This window comes from Glutamicibacter sp. NPDC055354 (assembly GCF_053644955.1).
The window spans coordinates 608,925-627,003 of sequence record NZ_JBSHMB010000002.1 but is presented as its reverse complement, the minus strand read 5'-3'; the positions used below and the strand labels follow the sequence as shown (position 1 = coordinate 627,003).

Here is an 18,079-nt window from a genome sequence, read left to right as displayed (position 1 = left end):
TTCCCCGCCGATGCCCCACCGCATACTCGATGAGTACACCAAGCACCATGGGTCCCCGACGTACACGGTGGAGCACTATGACCTGTCGTTGGCCATCAAGCTCGCCAGCAACCTGCTCGATGGCCGGGCCATGCTGCGCATCCGCGCCTTGGAGGATATCAATGAGGTCGCGTTGAACCTCAGCGGATTGAAGATCATCAAGGCCACCTGCCAGGGGCGCAAGGTGCCGGTGGCCAAGAAGCACCACCGGATGGTCGTTTCCCTGCCAGCAGTGGTGAAAGCCGGCGAGCGCGTGGAGCTGAACCTGCGCTATGCCGGCAGCCCGCAGGCAGAAAACGGGCTGTGGGGCGAGCTTGGCTGGGAAGAGCTCACCGATGGCATCCTGGTCTCCGGCCAGCCAGTAGGCGCCTCGACCTGGTACCCGTGCAACGACCACCCCAGCCACAAGTCCAGCTACCGCTTCGAGATCTCAGCGGATGCCGGCTACCGCGTCGTGGCCAATGGCCAGCTGGTGGACCATCGCCGTTCGGCCAGCCGCGAGACGTGGGTCTACGAGCAGCGTGAGCCGATGGCCAGCTACCTCGCCACCGTGCAGATCGGCCGTTATAGCCAGATTCCTTTCGATGAAGGCGGCCACCTGGTGGCCTACTCGGTTCCGGGAACCGAGGTGCCGGTGCGCGGCGCGTTCGCGAAGCAGACGGCGATGGCCGAGCTGTTCGAGCGGAAATTCGGCCCGTACCCGTTCGAGAGCTACAAGATCGTCGTGGTCGATGACGAGCTGGAGATCCCGCTCGAAGCCCAGGGCCTGAGCATCTTCGGCAAGAACCACTTGTCGTTGCAGTGGGAAGCCCAGCGCCTGATCGCCCACGAGTTCGCGCACCAGTGGTTCGGCAACTCCCTGACTCCGGGGCGCTGGAAGGATATCTGGCTCAACGAGGGTTTCGCTTGCTTCAGCGAATGGGTGTACTCCGAAGAAGCCCAGGTGATGGCGTTGGACGAGCGTGCCCGCCACGCGTGGGCCCTGCTCGAAGGCTTGCCGCAGGACATCATGGTCGGGGACCCCGGGCCCCAGGACATGTTCGATGACCGGGTGTACAAGCGCGGAGCGCTGGCCCTGTATGCGCTGATGCGGCGGTTGGGCGAAACGGACTTCTACACGATGCTTCGCCAATGGACCGCCACGCATCAGCATTCGACGGTGAGCACGCAGAAGTTCGCTGACCTATTGGGCCACTACGCACCGGCGGAAGAGATCCAGGCCATCCTGGACGCATGGCTGTTTTCCGAGGCGCTTCCGCCCTTCCCTGCCTGATCGGCGCACGGCGCCATGATGTTCCGGCCAGGTCCGCAGGGCTGTTGTCCTTCATCACAAACAACCCTCTGGCTTGGTCTTGTTCAGCATTTGTTCACAAGCTGTTCACCGGATAGCTCTACGGTCATTGCATGACTGTAGAGATCCCCCTGCTCGATGAAGCCTTCCAGGGCTATTCCGTCCTCGATAACGACGATGACGATCCGGTGCTGGTCCGCGCCGATGGAAGCATCGTCGATACCTGGCGGGAGAACTACCCGTATTTCCAGAAACTGGATCGCGCCACCTACGAGGCTGAAAAGCGGGCACTGCAGATCGAACTGCTGAAACTGCAGAAATGGGCGAAAGCCCATGGCCGCCGGATTATGATCGTTTTCGAAGGCCGCGATGCGGCCGGCAAAGGCGGCACGATCAAGCGTTTCACCGAACACCTGAACCCGCGTGGCGCCCGCGTGGTGGCCTTGGAAAAGCCGAGCGAGCGCGAGTCCACCCAGTGGTACTACCAGCGCTATGTGCAGCACTTCCCGTCGGCTGGCGAGATCGTGCTCTTCGACCGCTCCTGGTATAACCGTGCCGGCGTCGAACGCGTGATGGGATTTTGCACCGAAACCCAGGTGGACCACTTCCTGGAGCAGACTCCCGCCTTCGAGAAGATGGTCGTCGACGAGGGCATCGACCTGGTGAAGTTCTGGTTCTCGGTGTCCGCCAGCGAGCAGCTGACCCGATTCACCATCCGCCGCATCGATCCGGTGCGCCAGTGGAAGCTCTCGCCCATGGATCTCGAGTCCTTGGATAAGTGGGAAAAGTACACCCAAGCCAAAAAGGAAATGTTCCTCAAGACCGATACGGAGCATGCCCCGTGGACCGTTGTGAAGTCCAACGACAAGAAGCGCGCCCGGTTGCAGGCGATGCGCCACGTGCTGAACCTTTTCGAGTACAAGGGCAAGGACCACCACTTGGTGGGCTCCCCCGATCCGAAAATCGTGGGCCGCGCGGCCAATGTGATTACCCACGGCGAAGAATTCTAGATCCGTTCCCGGTGCACCGCTGCTAGGGAACGATGACGCAGGTCCCCAGCAGCCCTTGGCCGCGCGGTCCTTCGGCGTTCCAGCGACCGCTCATCGATGCGAGAGCATGCCGCGCGGCAACCGGTCCCGTAGCCCGGATTCCTGCGTAGAAACGGCGGGACTGCGCATCGACGCGAATCTCGCATTCCAGGAAATCCAGCCACTGCCTGGTCAGCGGGAACCACGCCTTGAAGACGCTTTCCTTGGCGCTGAAAATCAGCCGGTCCCAGGCGATGCCCGGATGGTGCGCCGATAGCTCGGCGGCCATCACCTGCTCTTCGGGAAGCAAGATGATGTCGAGGATTTCTGCCGGCAGCGGAGCATGCAGTTCGGCGTCGATGCCAAGGCCGCGAATATCGTTGGCGGAGGCTACTGCCGCTGCACGGAAGCCAGCGCAATGGGTCATGCTCCCCACCACGCCAGCTGGCCAGATCGGTGCCCGTTTTTGATCTGGAACCAAGGCAACGCCCGCATGGCCCAGTTGTGCCAGCGCTCGGCGAGCGCAGACACGGACAGTACGGAATTCCTGCTGCCGCTCAGGCACCGCCTCGGCGATGTACCGTTCTTCTTCCCCATAGGATCGGCCGTCTTCCAGCTCGGTACGCGACTGGACCACATGTACCGAAGACGGCAGCAGCTCTGCGAAGATATCGTTGCCTTCTATCAGAAGCGCGAAGATCCGCCAGCGCCGGAGAAGCTTCCGCCCCCAGAGTATCCGCCGGAGACTCCGCCCGACGAGCTCGCTGCTTCACGCGACTCGGCCACTGCGCTGACGCCCGCGGAATATCCGTGGTGGTAGCCACCCACCCGCCAATACATCGATGCGGGATTCAAAACGTCCAGGATGGTGCCGGAACGGCCGTCATATGCCCCGGATTCGTAGCGGGATTTCTTCAATGCCGATTGCATGTCGGCCTTCTCTTCGGCACTTTCCGCATACACTTCGATTTGAGCTTGGCCGAAGACATCCAGCTTTTCGGTCAATTCGGCACGCAACTCCGATAATCCATCGAGCGCTTGATCCACCGTGATCGATTCTTCCTTCAGCTGCGCTGACAGTTCGCCGAGCTGCGTGGTTGCCATTTCCCGGTAGGAAGCCAAGGCGGCCGCGCTGCCCATCAATTCCGGCTCTACGTCGTTGAGCAACTCCCTGATCTCGTCCAGGTCCTCTTCTAGCGGCTCGGTCTGTGCATGCCACGCCTCTTCCCAGGATGCTGAACGGGTATAAAGCGCCGCCGCGGCGATGATGGCGTCATCGGTCAGGTCCAGGGACTGCGCTGTTTCGCGGAACTCCTTGGCGAAGCGAACGCCTTCGGAGCCGGAGCGCTCCTTCTTGCCCGAGTCTTCCAGTGCCTGCTGCGCTTCAAAACAAGCACGGTATTTGGCCATGAACTTGGTGAAGCGCTGCTCCAGCTCGGCTGCATGCCCTGAAGCCGACGGCAGCGTACGAGCCGCCAATTCGGTTTCTTCCAGATCCATCGTGACGTTGGTCAGGTGCAAGGTCCCCTGATGCAGTTCTTCCGCGAAGGTTTTCCGCCGCGTTGACCGAGTGTGCAGTGCGACGCCGCCGATAATGGCAGCCACGAGGCCTCCGACGCCCGTGGATATCCACAAGGCCGGGTGCTGGTACCAGGGCCGATTCATGATCACGGCCGCCTGATCGGCTACCGCAATGACGCCGTCGGTCCACCGGGATAGATTGAAGTCGTCGTAGCCGGCTTCGTGGATGCTCTCCATGGAGCTCTCTGAGACCTTGCGGTCTTCGCCGAAGTACGTGCCGATCTGTCCATCTCCTTCTCCTTCGATGGACAAGGTGATGATGAACAGGCCGTCGGCCCAGTAGTCGCCATAGTCTTCGGGCTTCCCTGATATCCATTCCGGATGGGATGACTTGGCGTATTCCAGCGTCTTGGTGTTGATGTCATCGGAGTATTCTCCGTTGCGGGCGTAGATTGCCACGTCCGTGGGCTCGTTGAAATCGAGCTCGTCCAGTGCATCACGCAGCCGCTGCTCATTGAGCTTGCCGGTGGAATCCTCGATGGTGACTGATTCCAGGTTCTGCCCGGCCACGACCTGCACACCGGTGGCAGCTTGCGCGGCAGGCAGGGCGCCAGCCAGGCCCAAGGAAAGTGCCGCTGCGGTAACGGCTATTCGAATGCTTCGGGTTCGTGGGCCCACGATGCGTCTCCTTCTTTCGAGTTCCGGGTTATCTCCGGCTGATGGCCTTTCTCCTATCCTAGCGAGCCGGGGTGTGGCATCGATCATCCTTAAGACGGCTTTCGGCGCATTGGGGCCGCAACGCGCTTGTTCCAACCGGGATTCGCCGAAAAGTGATGGATTCCTCAAGCAGGTGCATTGCATGCCTATTCATGCCTGATCAACGGATGGGAATCCTCCGGGCATGGGAGGAAAAAATGATCGATTGGTTTGAACTGGACAGCACCGCACCAAATTCGGGGCTAAAATTGCAGAATGACTAGCATTGACGATTCCGGGGCATCCGTCCTTTCAGAACCAGAGCGCGAGATCCTCACTTGGGACACCTTCGGTGAAGCTTCCCGCGAACTGGCACAGACCATTGTCGACGACGGCTTCGAGCCGGACATCGTTCTGGCAGTAGCACGAGGCGGCCTGCTGCTGGCCGGCTCGATTTCCTACGCTCTGGGCGTCAAGGCCTGCGGTGCGCTGAACGTGGAGTTCTACACCGGCATCGGCACCGTCCTGCCGGAGCCAGTGGTTCTTCCTCCAATGCTGGACGATGGCCACCTGCGCGACAAGAAGATCCTGATCGTTGACGATGTCTCCGACTCCGGCCGCACCCTTGAAAAGGTTGTCGATCTGGTGTCTGCCTGGGGCGCCGAGGTCAAGACCGTCTGCCTGTACACCAAGCCGCGCACCATCATGGTCCCGGATTACGAATGGCGCCGCACCGACAAGTGGATTACCTTCCCATGGTCGGATCTGCCACCAGTTACCGCTGGCGCAGCCAAGTAAAGTATTTGGATTTCAGCAGGGAACGGCGAACTTTCGCCGTTCCCTGCTTTTGTTTCGAAGCTACTGCCGCGGGCGCAAGTCCAGGCTGAATCCGGGGCATTGCGGAAAGTCCCCGGTGAAGTCGGCTTCCATCCCGAAGGACTCGTAGAAGGCAATTGATTCGGGGGTGGCTTGCCAGTCCAAAATCATCGGAACCGTGCGTTGCCTAGCCCAGTGGAAAACTCCTTCAACCAGCTTCTTTCCGGTACCCGTGCGCCGGGCGGCAGGTGCCACAAATAAGTCATGCAATCGGCCAACGCTGAACGGGGCGCGCAGCCCCCGTCCGTAATCCTGGGCCGCCGCATAGCCCGATAGCCCCTGGACGGATTCGGCAACGCAGATGAACCAGCTGGAATCATTTACCAGCGACTGGAAATTCTTTTCAAAGTCTTCTGCGTCCAGCCCTACACTCGGCGTAAACAGACGCGCCAGACGGTAGATCTCCGCGGTATCGCCTGATCTGGCGCGACGAATGCTATTCGAACTAGTACTCATGCATCGATCCTAGAAGCGTTTTCGGTGCGCCGCGTGCGCCCCATGAATTTTTCCCGTTCATTATCATCTTCCGGCAGCGCCTGGCGGAATTCAGCGAAGCGAGGCCATAAGATGTTGGCATGCGAATTGGCAGCCTCAGCGTTTTCGACGACGACGCGCTTCGCGCTGCCAGCCGAATCGAGGCTGCCGCGAACGAGAAGGCCCGTCCTGGTTGGCAAGGAATCGGTGTCGAGGCTCGAATGCTCCAGTGGCGTGCCGCTGACGGATGGAGCAAGAACCTCCGCGGTGCTTGGGAAGGTTCTTCCTTACTCGGCTTCTCGGCATCGATGACCCACCACTCCGCTCCCGACACGTCGTGGATCTATGTTTGGGTCGATCCCATCTACCAGTCGCGTTCCATCGGAAGCGCGCTAGTTTCCGCTGCTGAAGAGATTAGCCCTTCGTCGGTGAAACGATTCGTCTCCAGCGCCTACCGCGGCACTTCCGCTGAACTTGGTGCCCTGGAACAGGAATTCGTTGCCCCGCTTGGCTACCACGTAGCTACTACTGAAACCGTGCTGGAGCTGGACCTTGATTCCTGGACTCCTTGGTGCCAAGGAGCCACTCGTGGCTACGAAGTTTCGACCCACGTCAACGGCGTTCCGGAGCACCTGCGAAAACAAGTTGGACAAATCAAGGGGCTCGTAGATGCGCAGGCTCCAAATGGCGAATTAGGCTGGAGCGAGTCAGCGGTTTCCGCGGAAGAATACGCTCAGGAAATCACGCAATGGATCGCCCAAGGTTCCACGGCCATTGAATCCATTGCGCTGGACAAGCACGGTGACGTGGCTGCGTGGACCTGCCTTGTTGTTGCGCCGGCACCGGAGAGCCCTTCGAATATCGACGGGACGCTCGTTCTTCGCCAGCATCGAGGACATCAGCTCGGGACAGCGGTGAAGGCAGCTAGCCTGGACGCTACCAAACGCCTGGGGACGATTCACCGGGTAAGAACTAGCAGCGACGACCAGAATACTTGGATGCATGCGATCAATGAGAAAATCGGCTTTGTGCCGGTCGAGCATGAAGCGGTCTATCAAAAGAAATGCTCGCCTCTAGGCGGCTGATCCCTTTCCTTGCGGGCGAGCCGCAAATCGCAGCTCCAGCTGATGCAAGTACTTGCGTGGCAGGACCGCGGTCATGAGTGCGCCGCTAGGAAATTCCACCCCGGCCGCGTAGATGTACGGGTCGGTGTCGATCTCAGCACCTGCGGTTTTACTATCCTCAATCTGGACCTCTGCGTGGCCGTTGACCGTCTTCTCGGTCAACATCATCGGCGGTATCGCCGACGATTCCTGAGGCAATCCGAGCTCCTGCCGAAATTGGTTGATAAGTACGTAGTTGGCATGATCAACCAGCGCTGCGGCCAACGGCTGGGCTGCTTCTGCATCACGCGTCCATGTAGTTCTTACGGCCTCAAATAATTGCGGATAGTTCATGCGACGGACGTATTCTTCCAGCCACCGCGGCCGCTTGTACTGGTGAACGGAGCCAGGCACCACCCCTTCGACTGCACCTTGCTCCAAGCCACTTAGGAATTTCGATCGATCATCCGCAGCATCCCAAAGGGTGTAGCCGACAGTCACACTCATATCGCACAGACCATGGTCGTCATAGTTGTCTTGAATACTCAGGTATCCCGCATCGTCCAACAGTGGCTGTGCGCGCAGTCCCATTATCGCAACAGGCATGAGCTTGAGTTGTTCTGCTTGTGCCAAGCGTGGATCCGGCGTGGCCGCATCAACACGTCCATCCTTTCTCATGCCTTTAGCATGCTCCGATATCTAGTTCTTGTCCATGAAGGGGACCTCCAGATGGGCGTTCGGTGCAGGCTTAAATCACCCGAAATTCCATTCACGTCAGTTCCCAAAGGTCTGGCAGGATAGGGTCGTGGCCAATCCAGCGAAATCTCTCACCGAAGAAACCCTTGAAGTAATGAAAATGGCATTAGACCGCCGTGATGAAGTTTTTGCCATAGTGGATCAGGCTACAGACTGGGAAACTGCAATAGCTGATCTGGCTAATCTTTTCGGCGTTGATCAAGACCTCTGTGCATCAGTGATGGATTTGCAGATCAGAAGCTGGTTGCCTTCATGGCGAGCTCGCGTCGATGAAGAATTGGAAAAAAATGTGGCTACGCGCATACAGGGATCGGCCCCGTAATTCGAAGAGTTTGAAAGGTTCGGAGCGCAAATGTGGATTCGAATATGACTGCCAACTCGACAAGCAAAGAATCCGTTGCAGCGGAATATTCGATTGATCCACCGACGCTGCGTGAAATTGTTACCGACGTTTCAGCCGTGGAGGCAAGAATCCTCCATCTGGAAGAACTCGGGACACCAGGCGAAGCAGAACGCATCGGGTGGCTGAGAATGACCGGGCGACTGGAAGAAGCCGAAGAGCTGGCATGGAGCTGCCTGCGTCGAAGCGGCTTTGCCAGCCAGGATTTCGCGAGCAGCAATGCACTGCCCTATTCTGGCGTTGCTGCAGCGCTTCGCTTAGCCCATGTTCTGCATTGGCAGGGTCGTTTCGAACTCGCCCAGGCAATCTTTGAGTCAGCGCGAGCGTCTATTCAGAATAGGGACTGCGCCTCCGCTGCAGAGAAACACGTAGCCACCACCCTTGAAGCTTTTGCCCTGCAACACCATGGCAAGCTCTATTTGGACCGGGGCCTGATCGGCCAAGCCCTGGACTGTTTCCGCAGTTCCCTATCCCTAAGGCAGAGGCTGAACGCCTCTGAAGATCAACTCGCATCTTCGCGTCTGGCGATAGCAGCAGCGGAATCCCGCATCTAGGGCTGGCCTTGTACCTTTTCGGGAAAGCTACGGCCAATGAAACAAGTTTGCCCGCGCTTCGTTCCCGCATAGGCTGAACCCATGGGTCCTTCACTGCTGCTAACGCCAATGACCGAGGCGGATGCAGATTTCGTTGCGCGCCTGGCTGCAGACGAACGCGTCATGGCCCATATCGGCGACGGAAGCACTTGGAGCCTGGAGTACACCGCGCAACGCGTGGATCATGCCCTGAGCACTCCGGAGATCTCCTGGTTTATCGCGCGCCGCCAGAATTCTCCGGTTGGACTTTTCACCGCTACCGAACGCAGGCATGCCACCGAAATCGGCTATTGGATCGCCCCGGAATGCTGGGGCCAAGGTTTGGCGAAGGAAATAGTCAGCGAGGGGCTCGCGCAATTGCAGGAAACCGGTCGAAGCGCATTTATCGCTCGTGCCGATGCCTCGAATATCGCCTCGCTGAAAGTGCTTGCCCGTTACGGGTTCATCGCGCAGGCGAAGGAAGGCCCTGGGCTCATAACGTTGACACGGGTTCTTCCCACTGTACCGGTGCCACCTGCCAGCTAGGGCGTGTAGGTTTCCGATGGGCGGAGCCTATCGGGTGCTTCTTCCTCTACCGTAGCGCTCGGGGTCGCCGGTTCTTCGAGGTGGGTTCCGGCGCCACGCTGGATAAACAGCACCGCTGCCCAGCCTGCCGCGATGAGGACGGCAATGGCCAGGATCCCGAGGAAGAACACCAGCAGCACAGCACCGCATGACCGCAATCCCTTCACTTCAAGCCTCTTCCCTCATCTAGTCGCCTTGTCGGTATCCCAGATCAAGTGTAGTCCTCAACCTGTCCAACCCGGGCATGGCGACAAAGCAAAATGCCCTGCCGCTTCCCGATCATCGGGAGAGCAGCAGGGCATCTGGCAGGCCGAAAGCCTAGCGCTGGGAAGCGCCGAACTTCTCGGTAGCCGCAGCCACCGCGGCGGCACGAGCCTCGGACGCCTCGTCGGCGGTCAGGGTGCGGTCGGCGGCACGGAACCTGAGGCCGAAGGCCAACGACTTCTTGCCGTCTTCGATGCCCTGGCCCTGGTACACGTCGAACAGCGCGATGTCTTCGAGCAGTTCACCGGCGCCTTCGCGAAGGGCGGCAAGCACATCGCCAGCCACGACGTCCTGGTCGACAACCAAGGCCACGTCCTGGGTAGCCAGCGGCTGGGCGGACAGGTGCTGCTGGGCCACAACCACTGCAGGTGCAGCAGCCATCAGTGCGGCAGCATTAAGTTCCATGGCCACGGTACGTGCTGGCAGGTCCTGGTCCTTGAGCAGCTGCGGGTGCAGTTCACCGGCGTAGCCAACGACCTGCCCGGAAACCTTCAGTACTGCAACACGGCCCGGGTGGAAGGCTTGGTGGCTGCCCTGGGCAACCTCAAGCTCAACGCCGAGGACATCTGCTGCGCAGTGCGCCGCATCCAGCGCGTCGGCCCAGTCCCAGGCACGCGGTGCGAAGCCGGCCGCAGCCGATGCTTCGCGGCCGGTGAGAACCGCGGCCAGGTGCCATGGCTGGTCAGGGACGCCGTTGAACAGTTCGGCCAGGACCTCATCGCTTGGCTTTTCACCTAGCGGAGGCAGAACCGAGGAACCCAGCTGCGTACCTGGCAGGAAGACGAGGCCGCCTTCATACAGTGCCAGGTCGCGGAAGCCACGGCCGATGTTGCGGCGAGCGGTTTCCAGCAAGCCCGGCAGCAGCGAGGTGCGCAGGAAGCGGAATTCCTTGGAAATCGGGTTGGCCAGCGAAATGGCCTTGACCTCGGTACCGGCTTGCGCAGCACCAAAGGTGCTGTTCTGCGCTTCGGAAACGAATGGGTAGTTCAAGACCTCGGTCAGCCCTGCATCTGCCAAGCCCTGCAGCAGGCGGCGGCGCTGGGACTGGGCGCGGGTCAGGCCACGGCCCGGAGGGGCCACAGGCAAGGTCGCCGGGATCTTGTCATAGCCGACTACGCGGGCTACTTCCTCGACCAGGTCTTCCTTGATGTCCAAATCCGGGCGCCAGCTTGGTGCGGTGACCAGGAAGCCCTCGGCGTTCTGCTCAACGCTCGCGCCGATGCCTTCCAGCGCGGTGATGGTCTGCTCATCGGTGTAGTCCACGCCGATCAGGGCTCCAGCGAAACCTGCCGGCAGCTGGATCTGGGTGTCGGCAGGAATCTGGCCCGCGTCGGTGGCCTTGGTGGTTTCGGTGCCGCCGGCCAGCTGCACCAGCAGGTCCACGGCACGCTGGGCCGCGATTTGCATGATGCGTGGGTCCACGCCGCGCTCGAAGCGCTTGGAGGCTTCGGAAGGCAGCTTGTGGCGACGGCGCGAACGGCCGATGGACACGGTGTCGAAGTGCGCGGCTTCGATCAGCACGCGGCTGGTCGAATCCGAGACCTCGGTGGCCGCGCCGCCCATGACGCCGGCAATGCCAATGGCGCCGGACTCATCGGTGATCAGCAGGTCCTCGACCGACAGCTCGCGTTCCTTGGCATCCAAGGTCACCAGCTTTTCGCCGGCGTTGGCGCGGCGCACGGTAATCGCACCGGCCAGCTTGTCAGCATCGTAGAAGTGCAGTGGCGCACCGAGTTCCAGCATGACGTAGTTGGAGATATCGACTACCAGCGAGATCGAGCGCATGCCGGCCAGCTGCAGGCGCGAAGCCATCCAGCGCGGGGTCGGGAGGCTCGGGTTGATGCCGGTGACCTCGCGGGTCACGAAGCGGGTGCAGCCCGGTACGCCGTAGATCGGCGCTTCGTCGCGGAGAACTACTTCATGGCCGGCTTCGGTGGTTTCCGAAACGGTCACGATCGATGCGGGATCGGTGAAGGAGGTGCCGGTGGCCAGCGCGTATTCGCGCGCTACGCCGCGGATCGAGAAGCAGTAGCCGCGGTCCGGGGTCACGTTGATCTCCGCCGCCTGGTCATCCAGGCCGAAGAGCTCGAAGACGTCGGTGCCCAGTTCCGGGTCCAGGCCCAGCTTGGACAGGACCATGATGCCGTCGTGGTCTTCGCCGATGCCCAGCTCGCGGGAGGAAGCGATCATGCCCGCCGAAGTGTGGCCGTAGGTCTTGCGCGGCGAGATCTTGAAGTCCCCTGGCAGCACGGCGCCGGGCAGGGTGACAACGACCTTGTCGCCTTCCACGAAGTTGTGCGCACCGCACACGATCCCCTGCACGCCCGAGGGGTCGATGCCCTTGCCGGTCAGGGTCTGCTCGGCGCCTTCTGGAACCACGCGAACCTGGCACCAGTTGATGGTCTTGCCATTGGAGGCAACTTCCTTTTCCAGGGAAATCACCTGGCCGACCACGATGGGGCCCGAGAGCTCATCGCTTGGACGGTGGACGTCTTCTTCTTCGAGGCCGACCTTGACCAGGTCTGCCATGACGTCTTCAGCCGATGCGTCGGCTGGTACCTGCGCGTACTCGCGCAGCCAAGATAGTGGAATACGCATTGCTTAGATCTCCATCCCGAAGTGCTGGCTGAAACGGATGTCGCCCTCGATCATGTCGTGCATGTCTGGGACATCGTTGCGGAACATGAGCGTGCGCTCGATGCCCATGCCGAAGGCGAAGCCGGAGTACTCTTCGGGATCAATGCCAGCTGCGCGCAGCACGTTCGGGTTGATCATGCCGCAGCCACCCCACTCGATCCAGCGCGGTCCGCCCTTGGCACCTGGGTGCCAGATGTCCAGCTCTGCCGATGGCTCGGTGAACGGGAAGTAGGCAGGGCGCAGACGGATCTGCGCTTCGGCACCGAACATCTGCCGGGCGAAGTGCTCCAGGGTGCCGCGCAGGTCGGCCATGGTCAGTCCCTTGTCCACGGCCAGGCCTTCGAACTGGTGGAAAACCGGGGTGTGGGTGGCATCGAGCTCATCGGTGCGGAAGGTGCGCCCAGGGCACAGCACGTAGACCGGCACATCGCGCTCGAGCATCGAGCGGACCTGCACCGGGGAGGTGTGGGTACGCAGCACCAGGTGCGCGTCGGCAGGCTCCACGAAGAAGGTGTCCTGCATTTCGCGGGCAGGATGGTCCGGCTTGAAGTTCAGCGCGTCGAAGTTGAACCATTCGGATTCGACTTCCGGGCCCTCGGCGATTTCCCAGCCCATGCCGACGAAGATGTCGGATACACGGTCCTGCAGGACCGAGAGCGGGTGGCGGGCGCCAACGCTGCGGCGGCGGGCGGCCGCGGTGACATCCACGGTTTCTTCGACCAGGATGCGGGCGGCTTCGGCTTCTTCGAGCACGGTGGTGCGGGCAGCCAGGGCCTTGTTGACCCGTCCGCGGGCACCGCCGACCAGCTTGCCGGCAACAGCCTTCTGGGTCTTGTCCAGCTTGCCGATCTGGCGGTTGGCCAGGGACAGCGCGGACTTCTCGCCGGTGTGGGCCAGGCGCGCTTCCTTCAGCTCGTTCAGGTCGCCAGCGGCCTGGATGGCTGCCAGGGCGGCATCGACCGCGCCCTGGATGCCGGCTTCATCGGTTGGGTGCGGAACATTGGACTCCCCGACAGGAGCTTGTTCAGTTGTCTGATCAGACATGGGATCGATCGATCCTTACTCTTATCTTGTACTTACGCGTAGAACACTTTGCTTCCATTCTATGGCTAAGGGCCCGTGATCGTTTCACCGATGACGGGCCCTTGGCGTGAAGCTTCTTACCTTGAAGCAGGATTGCTGCTCATTAATGCGATTCCTTGGCACCCTTTGGCGCGAAAGCGGCAACGAAGACGAAGGTCAAAACCAGCAGCGCCCCGCCGAATACTGCGGAGTAGAACATGGTGTGGTCGACCTTGGCGGTAGCCTGGTAGGCGGCGGCGCCCTTGATCATGTCGAAGGTGACGGTGTGGTGCTCGACGGTACCCGGGGTGTGCGAGGTGACTGCGCCGGGGAAGGTGACGTGCAGGTTCGCTTCGGTGAAGGAAGAATCCACGGTGGCTTTGTCGCCCGGCATCGAGAAGGAGTATTCCTTCCCGTCATCGCCCAGGTTGATTTCGAAGCCGAAGACGCGGAATGCGTCAGCCAGCTGGACGTAGGTCATCGGGCTGGTGGTTTCAAAGCGCAGGCCGACGTTTTCGCCATCATCGATGTTGCTGTAGCTCCACTGGTCCCCCAGCTGCTGTTCCATCATTTCGATGTCGATCTGGCTCTCGAGGACTTCTTCAAAGCTGACGCCATTGAGCGTCGACTTGTGCAGGGTCAGCTGCATGGCCCCGGCGACCTTGTCTTTGCCCAAGACGTCGACTTCTGCGTTCATGTTGACGCAACCAGAAAGGGCTAGGACGGCGGCGAAGGCCAGAGCGATAACGCTCATAAATCGCTTCACGAAAAGTGCTCCTCAAAATATCGGCTATAGGCACAGTGCCAGAAGTTGGCGCGGTAACAAGCTTACGGGTGTTTAGTGCTGCGCCCCGGCACGTGCCTGGGCCAGGCATGCCGCCACGATCGGCGCATCGGCTGGAATCCACGGGACGACGGCGGACAGCGAGTCATCGAGTTCCAGCCAGGCCAGCTGGTCATGCCCGTCCAGGGTCGCTGGCTCGCCCTCGGTGATCTGGGCGAACCACATGCGCATGGCGGCCTTCTCGTTCAGCTGCCACCCTTGGGGATGCGGGCCTGGGATGGGCGCGCCAAGACGCATCTGCACCCCGAGTTCCTCGCGCAGCTCGCGGTGCACGGCCTGGACTTCGCTCTCGCCGGGTTCGACTTTTCCACCGGGGAATTCCCAGAGCCCGGCAAGGGCTTGAGGGCGGTTGCGGCGCGCGGCCAGGAGCTTGGTGGGCCGGGCCAGGTCATCGACGATGGCCACGGCAACAATTTGCTTGAGTTCAGCTGCCATGGGAGTCCAGTGCGCTCCGATTCGCTGAGCGCTGGGCGCGGGCCGAAGCGTACAGGCAGACGGTGGATGCAGTACCCACGTTCAGGGATTCGGCAACACCGTAGAGCGGCACAGCCACGCGGTAGTCGGCGGCGTCCTTCTCGCGCTCCTCCAGCCCCTGGCCTTCATTGCCGAACAGCCACAGGGTTGGCGCTTCCAGCACCGGCTGTGCTTCTGGCGCTTCGGTGCCTGGCTGGCTTGCACGCAGCACGGCGGCATCCTGCAGGGTGTCCAGGTTGTGGGCAGCATAGCCGTCGGCGGCCAGGATCTGGCTTCCGGTGGTCTTCGCGGCGGCGACCAGGAGGTCGAATTCGATGTTGTTCAGCACCGGTACGTGGAACAGCGAACCGGCGGTGGAGCGCACGGCCTTCGGGTTGTAGATATCCACGCTGCCCTTGGTCAGGATCACCGCATCGGCTCCGGCGGCATCGGCGGCACGCAGGATGGTGCCGGCATTGCCCGGGTCCTGGATGCGGCAGAGCACGGCGATCAGCTTCGGCTTGGTGTCCAGCACCTCGCTCAGCTGCGGCTGGGACATGGCGACCACGGCAAGAATGCCCTGCGGGGTCTGGGTGTCAGCCATGGCGTGCAGCACTTCGCCGGTGACGATGCGGGTTGGAACCTTGGCGCTATCGAGCAGCTGCACGAATTCTTCGTGGCTCTCCAGAAAGCCGCCGACAACATAGACGCCCTGGACCAGGTTGTCGTCCTCCAGATGGGCCTTGAGTGCTTCGCGTACCGCCTGCGGGCCCTCAACGAGGTATTCGCCGGTGGCTTCGCGCCCCTTGCTCTTGGCCAGACGCGCGATGGCCTTGACTCGTTCGGCGCGTGGATTGGACATCACTTCTGGAGGAAAACTGCTCATGTCTCGAGAATACCGGTAGAAACATGCAAAGGGCGGGTCCGCGCTGTGCGCGGGACCCACCCTTCGGTGTGATCTGTCCTACCTGAGCCTCAGCTCAAAGAGAGAAGAGATTTACTTCATCTGCTGACGGGATTCGCCGCCAGCTGGTTCGAAGCCTGCAGCCTTGGCAGCTTCGATGGAGTTGAACCAGAACTCGGCTTCGGTCTGGTCGTACCAGGTCGAGCCTGGAACGTGGTACTTGTTCGAGCCAGCGTTGCCCTTGATGATGAAGCCCTCAGGTGCGTCTTCGCCTTCAACGGCCTTGACTACGCCTTCGCCCTCGACGGACTTGGCAGCAGCCTTTGGAGCCTTGGCAGCCTTAGGTGCAGCAACCTCAGCAGCGGCAGCCTTTGGGGCGTTGACGTCAGCTGGAAGTGCATCCTTGGCAAGCTTTACCAGGGTAGCGAAAGCGTTCGAGTCCGAAACAGCCAGCTCTGCGAGCATACGACGGTCAACCTCGATCTGAGCAGCCTTCAGGCCCTGGATCAGACGGTTGTAGGTCATGCCGTTGGCGCGGGATGCAGCGTTGATGCGCTGGATCCACAGGCGGCGGAAGTCGCCCTTGCGCTTACGGCGGTCGTTGAAGCTGTAAACGAACGAGTGGAGCAGCTGCTCCTTGGCCTTACGGTACAGGCGCGAACGCTGACCGCGGTAACCCTTTGCGCGTTCCAGAACGACGCGACGCTTCTTGTGGGCGTTTACTGCCCGCTTCACACGTGCCACGTGTGTACTCCTTCAAGTCAGTTCCCCAGTGCCCGCGATTTTGCGGGATGGGTGAAATCTATGGGTGGTGGGGTATTGCTTCCCCGTATTGCGAAAGGGAGAGCTTAGAGGCCCAGCATCCGCTTGATGGTCTTTACATCGGCCTTAGCGACGATCTGGTCAGAAGCCAGGCGACGGGTAACGCGCGAGGACTTGTGCTCCAGGTAGTGGCGACGGTTGGCCTGCTGGCGAGCGAGCTTACCGCTACCGGTGAGCTTGAAGCGCTTCTTGGCGCCACTGTGAGTCTTGAACTTCGGCATAGCTGCCGTTCTCCTTACGTGCTCCACCCGGTAAAGCACCGGGTGGGGATCATCCGAAGCGGGCCCCGATAAAGGTGACCGCTGTTGTTCTCTTGTAGTTGGACCTTCCCGGAAGAAGATCCTTCACCGTGAACGGTGACGGGCTCGAAAGCCCAACAGGCTTGGCTAGGCGTCGCCTTCAGCTGCCTGACGTGCCTGCTCCAACTTGGCGCGGGCTTCATCATCCATGGAAGCTGCGACATTCTGGCCCTCGGTCTCAGCCGGCGCGTCGGTGCGGATCTTGCGCTTGGCCGCGCTGCGGCCACCCGACTTCTGCTGCTGTTCGCGGCGAGCCTCTGCCTTGTTCTTCAGCGGACCAACAACCATGACCATGTTTCGGCCATCGATGCGCGGGCTGGATTCAATGATTCCAACTTCGGCGACGTCTGCTGCAAACTTTTCAAGCAAGCGAATGCCCATCTCTGGACGCTGCTGCTCACGACCACGGAACTGGATCATGGCCTTGACCTTGTCGCCGGCGCCCAGGAAGCGCAGTGCGTGGCCAACCTTGGTCTCGTAGTCGTGGGTGTCGATCTTCAGGCGGAAGCGGACTTCCTTCAAGACCGTGTTGGTCTGGTTCTTACGAGCTTCGCGAGCCTTGACAGCGGCTTCGTACTTGTACTTGCCGAAATCCATCAATTTGCACACTGGAGGCTTGGCGCTGGGTGCCACCTCGACCAAGTCCAGATCGGACTCGAGAGCAAGACGAAGCGCGTCCTCGATACGGACGATGCCTACCTGCTCGCCATTAGGGCCGACGAGACGTACCTCTGGCACGCGAATGCGCTCATTAATGCGTGGATCGCTGATGTGTCACTCCTGAAATTCGTAATCCATGACCGCAAACAAAGAAGGCCCCCGTCTGCGATTGCAGGCGAAGGCCAAAAGAACGACAAAGCCGAACACGGGATTGCTCCTGCGTAAGCGCTTGGGGAATGCATTGCTGCAATCCTGCCGAAATACCCGGAAGCCTGGAAACGGCGACAGCGGGTGGGAGTTGGCCTCCACTTGCATGGCTCAATACTAGTACGAATCCCTCATCCAGTGCTAGCTGGAGAACTGCGAGAAGTACCGGCATCGAGTCGGTCTGTGACAAGCTTAGCAGTATGACTAACGAAGACACCAACTCGCACCAGCACGCTGTCGACCAGCAGGTGCGCGATATCGCAGAAGTTGCAGCCGTTGAAATCATCACCACGGCCGCCGTCCACTTGATGAGTGCAGCAGCAGTCAAGTGCGGACTTGCAGAGGGCGAAGATGCCAATGAGCTGAAGGATCTCGATGAGGCCCGCAAGCTGATCACCGCACTGGCAGGCCTAGTCACCGCCGGTGCGCCTGAGATCGGCTCGCAGCACGCAGCGCCTTTGCGTGACGGCCTGCGCAGCCTGCAGCTGGCCTTCCGCGAAGCTTCGATCATCCCGGATGCACCAGGCAAGGGCCCGGGCGAGAAGTTCACCGGACCGGTCAACTAGGTAATATTGGCTGAATTTTA

At 60.8% G+C, this 18,079-nt stretch carries 21 protein-coding genes; 8 read left to right on the top strand and 13 right to left on the bottom strand.

Annotated features, from left to right (window positions below; translation table 11 throughout):
- Window positions 1–10 precede the first annotated feature (10 nt).
- Both ACWICV_RS13185 and ppk2 read left to right on the top strand, forming a co-directional pair.
- Window positions 11–1,312 (top strand): M1 family metallopeptidase, encoded by a 1,302-nt coding sequence (locus ACWICV_RS13185; protein WP_454091140.1) that lies wholly within the window; start codon window positions 11–13, stop codon window positions 1,310–1,312.
- Between the two features lie 131 nt (window positions 1,313–1,443).
- Window positions 1,444–2,340, top strand: coding sequence for a polyphosphate kinase 2 (gene ppk2, locus ACWICV_RS13180; RefSeq protein WP_400290525.1), 897 nt, complete (start codon window positions 1,444–1,446; stop codon window positions 2,338–2,340).
- Between the two features lie 22 nt (window positions 2,341–2,362).
- On the opposite strand, the gene ACWICV_RS13175 is transcribed toward ppk2, so the two are convergent.
- Together ACWICV_RS13175 and ACWICV_RS13170 are read right to left on the bottom strand one after the other, a co-directional pair.
- Complete coding sequence (locus ACWICV_RS13175; protein WP_402472192.1) at window positions 2,363–2,995, bottom strand: 4'-phosphopantetheinyl transferase family protein; 633 nt, start codon at window positions 2,993–2,995, stop codon at window positions 2,363–2,365.
- Between the two features lie 47 nt (window positions 2,996–3,042).
- Window positions 3,043–4,557 carry a DUF5129 domain-containing protein gene (locus ACWICV_RS13170; RefSeq protein ID WP_400290519.1) on the bottom strand — a complete coding sequence of 505 codons (1,515 nt, stop codon included), beginning with the start codon at window positions 4,555–4,557 and terminating at the stop codon, window positions 3,043–3,045.
- 294 nt (window positions 4,558–4,851) lie between these two features.
- Here ACWICV_RS13170 and ACWICV_RS13165 point away from each other — a divergent pair, with 294 nt between their 5' ends.
- Window positions 4,852–5,373, top strand: a complete 522-nt coding sequence (locus ACWICV_RS13165; RefSeq protein ID WP_105658140.1) for a phosphoribosyltransferase — start codon at window positions 4,852–4,854, stop codon at window positions 5,371–5,373.
- 60 nt (window positions 5,374–5,433) lie between these two features.
- On the opposite strand, the gene ACWICV_RS13160 is transcribed toward ACWICV_RS13165, so the two are convergent.
- Window positions 5,434–5,907, bottom strand: coding sequence for a GNAT family N-acetyltransferase (locus tag ACWICV_RS13160; RefSeq protein ID WP_454091139.1), 474 nt, complete (start codon window positions 5,905–5,907; stop codon window positions 5,434–5,436).
- A 119-nt stretch (window positions 5,908–6,026) separates the two neighbouring features.
- Between ACWICV_RS13160 and ACWICV_RS13155 the strand changes: the two genes are divergently transcribed.
- Window positions 6,027–7,010 carry a GNAT family N-acetyltransferase gene (locus ACWICV_RS13155; protein WP_454091138.1) on the top strand — a complete coding sequence of 328 codons (984 nt, stop codon included), beginning with the start codon at window positions 6,027–6,029 and terminating at the stop codon, window positions 7,008–7,010.
- Here the strand turns inward: ACWICV_RS13155 and ACWICV_RS13150 are convergent.
- Window positions 6,999–7,706, bottom strand: a complete 708-nt coding sequence (locus ACWICV_RS13150; protein WP_454091137.1) for a hypothetical protein — start codon at window positions 7,704–7,706, stop codon at window positions 6,999–7,001. The two genes, ACWICV_RS13155 and ACWICV_RS13150, sit on opposite strands and share 12 nt — an antisense overlap.
- 127 nt (window positions 7,707–7,833) lie before the next feature.
- Between ACWICV_RS13150 and ACWICV_RS13145 the strand changes: the two genes are divergently transcribed.
- The 3 genes from ACWICV_RS13145 (at window position 7,834) to ACWICV_RS13135 (ending at window position 9,302) form a co-directional block, all read left to right on the top strand.
- Window positions 7,834–8,106, top strand: coding sequence for a hypothetical protein (locus tag ACWICV_RS13145; protein ID WP_454091136.1), 273 nt, complete (start codon window positions 7,834–7,836; stop codon window positions 8,104–8,106).
- Window positions 8,107–8,150: 44 nt separating this feature from the next.
- Window positions 8,151–8,738: a hypothetical protein gene (locus tag ACWICV_RS13140; protein WP_454091135.1), complete on the top strand. Its 588-nt coding sequence runs from the start codon at window positions 8,151–8,153 to the stop codon at window positions 8,736–8,738.
- Between the two features lie 81 nt (window positions 8,739–8,819).
- Window positions 8,820–9,302, top strand: a complete 483-nt coding sequence (locus tag ACWICV_RS13135) for a GNAT family N-acetyltransferase (protein ID WP_454091134.1) — start codon at window positions 8,820–8,822, stop codon at window positions 9,300–9,302.
- Here the strand turns inward: ACWICV_RS13135 and ACWICV_RS13130 are convergent.
- The 9 genes from ACWICV_RS13130 to infC form a co-directional block, all read right to left on the bottom strand.
- The gene (locus ACWICV_RS13130; protein WP_454091133.1) at window positions 9,299–9,508 is read right to left on the bottom strand and encodes a hypothetical protein; all 210 of its coding nucleotides are present in this window, start codon (window positions 9,506–9,508) and stop codon (window positions 9,299–9,301) included. The genes ACWICV_RS13135 and ACWICV_RS13130 overlap by 4 nt on opposite strands.
- Window positions 9,509–9,659: 151 nt before the next feature.
- Window positions 9,660–12,203, bottom strand: coding sequence for a phenylalanine--tRNA ligase subunit beta (pheT, locus tag ACWICV_RS13125; protein WP_454091132.1), 2,544 nt, complete (start codon window positions 12,201–12,203; stop codon window positions 9,660–9,662).
- Between the two features lie 3 nt (window positions 12,204–12,206).
- Window positions 12,207–13,286 carry a phenylalanine--tRNA ligase subunit alpha gene (pheS, locus tag ACWICV_RS13120; protein ID WP_105661889.1) on the bottom strand — a complete coding sequence of 360 codons (1,080 nt, stop codon included), beginning with the start codon at window positions 13,284–13,286 and terminating at the stop codon, window positions 12,207–12,209.
- A 142-nt stretch (window positions 13,287–13,428) separates the two neighbouring features.
- Complete coding sequence (locus tag ACWICV_RS13115; RefSeq protein ID WP_388023849.1) at window positions 13,429–14,070, bottom strand: LppM family (lipo)protein; 642 nt, start codon at window positions 14,068–14,070, stop codon at window positions 13,429–13,431.
- A gap of 72 nt (window positions 14,071–14,142) precedes the next feature.
- Entirely contained in the window at window positions 14,143–14,583 is a 441-nt protein-coding gene (locus ACWICV_RS13110) for a (deoxy)nucleoside triphosphate pyrophosphohydrolase (RefSeq protein WP_400290507.1), read from the bottom strand.
- Window positions 14,573–15,487 carry a TrmH family RNA methyltransferase gene (locus tag ACWICV_RS13105; protein ID WP_454091131.1) on the bottom strand — a complete coding sequence of 305 codons (915 nt, stop codon included), beginning with the start codon at window positions 15,485–15,487 and terminating at the stop codon, window positions 14,573–14,575. Before ACWICV_RS13105 ends, ACWICV_RS13110 begins: the two co-directional genes overlap by 11 nt.
- 111 nt (window positions 15,488–15,598) lie before the next feature.
- Window positions 15,599–16,249, bottom strand: coding sequence for a 50S ribosomal protein L20, sunset domain variant (gene rplT / locus ACWICV_RS13100; protein ID WP_105658148.1), 651 nt, complete (start codon window positions 16,247–16,249; stop codon window positions 15,599–15,601).
- Window positions 16,250–16,353: 104 nt separating this feature from the next.
- Window positions 16,354–16,548: a 50S ribosomal protein L35 gene (gene rpmI, locus ACWICV_RS13095; protein WP_013348480.1), complete on the bottom strand. Its 195-nt coding sequence runs from the start codon at window positions 16,546–16,548 to the stop codon at window positions 16,354–16,356.
- 165 nt (window positions 16,549–16,713) lie between these two features.
- On the bottom strand, window positions 16,714–17,364 hold the full coding sequence (gene infC / locus ACWICV_RS13090) for a translation initiation factor IF-3 (protein ID WP_388023856.1): 651 nt from the start codon (window positions 17,362–17,364) through the stop codon (window positions 16,714–16,716).
- Between the two features lie 329 nt (window positions 17,365–17,693).
- Here infC and ACWICV_RS13085 point away from each other — a divergent pair, with 329 nt between their 5' ends.
- Entirely contained in the window at window positions 17,694–18,059 is a 366-nt protein-coding gene (locus tag ACWICV_RS13085; protein ID WP_013348478.1) for a DUF1844 domain-containing protein, read from the top strand.
- Window positions 18,060–18,079: the final 20 nt, after the last annotated feature.